Raw genomic sequence first — 2,988 nt, forward strand, 5'->3', positions numbered from 1 at the left:
TATGATAATGCATCGGGAAGCTTGAAACCATTCGGTAAGATAGAAAAAGGGGAGAGATTCCCAATCGCAACCGACTACGGCAACTGGTGGCGTGTCCTCTTTACTGATCGTGTTGGATATATAAATAAAGATTTGGTTAAAGCTGAGTTTCAGAGTGGTGATAATTACTTTCGTGTTCATAAAGATAACTTGGCCGTATATGATAATCAAAGCGGCTATCTTAAAAAGATTGGTGAGTTGACTAAAGGCCAAGTTTACCCTATATCAAATAATTATGGTAATTGGTGGCATGTTGATTTTGGTGGGTCTAATGGGTATGTTCACAAAAATGATACAGGCTTCGCAACAGGTAAGGAAATAAAAAATTTAAATATGAATTATTCCAACTCCGGAAAAAAATTTTTAGTTTCCCAAAACACCCCAGTATACGATAATACATCCGGAAATTTAGTTCCTTTTGGAGAACTTGAAAGAGGCACTGTTTTTCCGATTACTACAGATTACGGCAATTGGTGGCGTATAATCTATCTAGATAGAATTGGTTATGTAAAAAAAAGTGATTTATTAGATTTTGAAGCCCAAGATTTAGAAAAATTAGTAGTAGAATATCAACATAAAGATACCTCGGCAACCGTGGATCGTATAAAATCTTTTTTCATTAATCCAAATAGGAATTATGTTACTTCAAGTAACAATATCCTAAATGGTTTCTATCAAATTTCTAGCTATGGGACATTTGATTTCTCGAAAGGAATACATTGGGGAGAGAGCCCTGTCAAAGGCGAAGAACTTTCCCGCTCTTACTATCGTGCCCTACACGCTAATTTCTTTCTCAATGACTTAATTGCAGCATATAAAGAAAATGGAAATGAAGAGTATATTATAAAGGGATTTGAATCTATTAAGGATTGGGTCGAGAAAAACCCATATCAAGATCCTGCCCATAGTATGTCCTGGCATGATGAAGCATCTGCCAGAAGGTTGGTAACTTGGGTTAATTTCTTCGACAGTGCAAAAACTGTTTTGAATGAAGAGCAATTACAGTTTCTTTTAGAAAATATGATAGAGCACGCTGATATCTTGCTATCAAACGATTTTCATACAACTAATACCAATCATGGGATGTTTCAAGATGAGGCTTTACTAGTATTTAGTGATTACTTTAATAGTTTGCCTAAAAGCCAAATCTACAGTGAAGTTGGGGAGGAAAGATTAGAGAGCTATTTTAATTTTATTATCTCTGAAGAGGGTGTTCATTTAGAGCATTCACCTGGCTACCATCAGACGATAGCGAGTTCTGTAAAGAGATATAGGGACTTTTTCTCGTTAATGGGAGACAGCAATCAATATAATTATTACAATAGCCTTTATCATCTGATGGCCAATTATTATATATGGCTAATAAAACCTGATGGCACTTTACCCTTAATTGGGGATACGTTTAGTAATGTAACACCACCTACATCATTGTGGAAAGAAAACCAACACTATTTATATGTATTGAGCCAAGGGAAGCAAGGAGTAAAACCTGGAGAACATAGCGTAGTATTTGAGGATGCTGGTTATGCAATCTTTAGAGATGATTGGGAAAAAGGCGACCATGCTACTTACATTCATTTCACGGCGGCTTATCACACAGACTACCATAAGCATTCCGATGACTTGAGTGTTTGGATTTATGCCAACGGTCATGACATCATCTCAGAGGCAGGACCCAATGGATATGACTACGACTTACCACTGACCCAATTCGGTTACTCTTCCTATGCGCATAATACTTTGATAGTGAATGATAAAGGACTTCCACGAACCGATGGAAAATATGATAAAACCCATTTAGTAGACTATTCTTTAGATGATGACATTAGCAGTGTTAGTGGTGTGAATAAAAGGTATGAGGGCGTTGAGCATAAAAGGAATCTTACGTACGATAGGACTCTAAATGAAATTAGGGTTAAGGACAGTATCACTTCTGATGACGAGAATAATTATAAGATTATTTGGAATTTAGCGGAGGGAGTAACGCCGCGTATAGAGGGAAATATAATTAAATTATTTATAGGCGAGGAAGAAATAGGAACCTTACAAATTAATAGTAACAGTGAAGTAACAATAGAAGATATAAAAGGACAAAAAGAACCTGATTTGTTAGGCTGGCATTTGAATGGTACTAGTAACCCTATAGAAACACATGCTATTATCATTGAAGCCATAGACACCAACTCCGAGATAGAGTCAGTATTTTCTCTTTCTCAATAATATTTAAAGAAAGGTATAATGCAATTAACTTGCATTATACCTTTTTTTAATATAAAAATACTTTATTGTTTTTGGTATAATGCCGATATATAATATAGCAGTCTATTAATTTAGCAATAGTAAATAATAGTTTGTTTACAACTAAGGAAAGGAGCAATCAATGGTTAGTAAAAAATTGTTAGCAAATAGGTTCTTGGTTATTCCGTTTCTGTTAATTTTCTTTGTTAATTTTCCTTTATCTGTGGAAGCTGAAACTAATAGTGATGAGGTTCAGCAAACTGGAAACTTTGAGTTATATAAGACAACTCAAGATGTAACAGTGGGAAACATTTCTATCAAAAAATCAACTTATATATATGGGGAAGAGAAAGAAGATGGTGTGAGGATCCAGTATGGAGAGATATATAAACCCATCCCTGTAGAGTTAGTAGAAAAGGTTGAAACAGGTGAAGAAGTACCAGGCTACTTTAATTTAGAGGTAGCGGAAAAAGAACTATTTAAAAAGGAATCTTCCTTCTATTCAAGTATAGGTGCTGAAAATCCTTCGGTTTCAACTCTTGAGGATATAGAGTATCCATTATATCAGGATGAGGAGGGTAATGATGTCATCTACATAGGAAATATCGCCTTTTTCTACGAGGAGAAAGAGGATATTGTGATGACCGAGGATGACTCCTCGAAAACTACTGGGGGAGAAACAGAAACTACCACCACCGAGGAACAACTCAC

General features: G+C 35.6%; 2 protein-coding genes. Both read left to right on the top strand.

The features are described 5' to 3' along the window. Window positions 1-2,259: alginate lyase family protein (locus BLR93_RS17645; protein ID WP_175559407.1), on the top strand; the 2,259-nt coding region annotated here is incomplete at its 5' end. A 160-nt stretch (window positions 2,260-2,419) separates the two neighbouring features. After that, window positions 2,420-2,988: hypothetical protein (locus BLR93_RS17650; RefSeq protein ID WP_139184438.1), on the top strand; the 569-nt coding region annotated here is incomplete at its 3' end.

The organism is Sediminibacillus albus (genome assembly GCF_900101125.1).
GTDB lineage: Bacteria > Bacillota > Bacilli > Bacillales > Amphibacillaceae > Sediminibacillus > Sediminibacillus albus.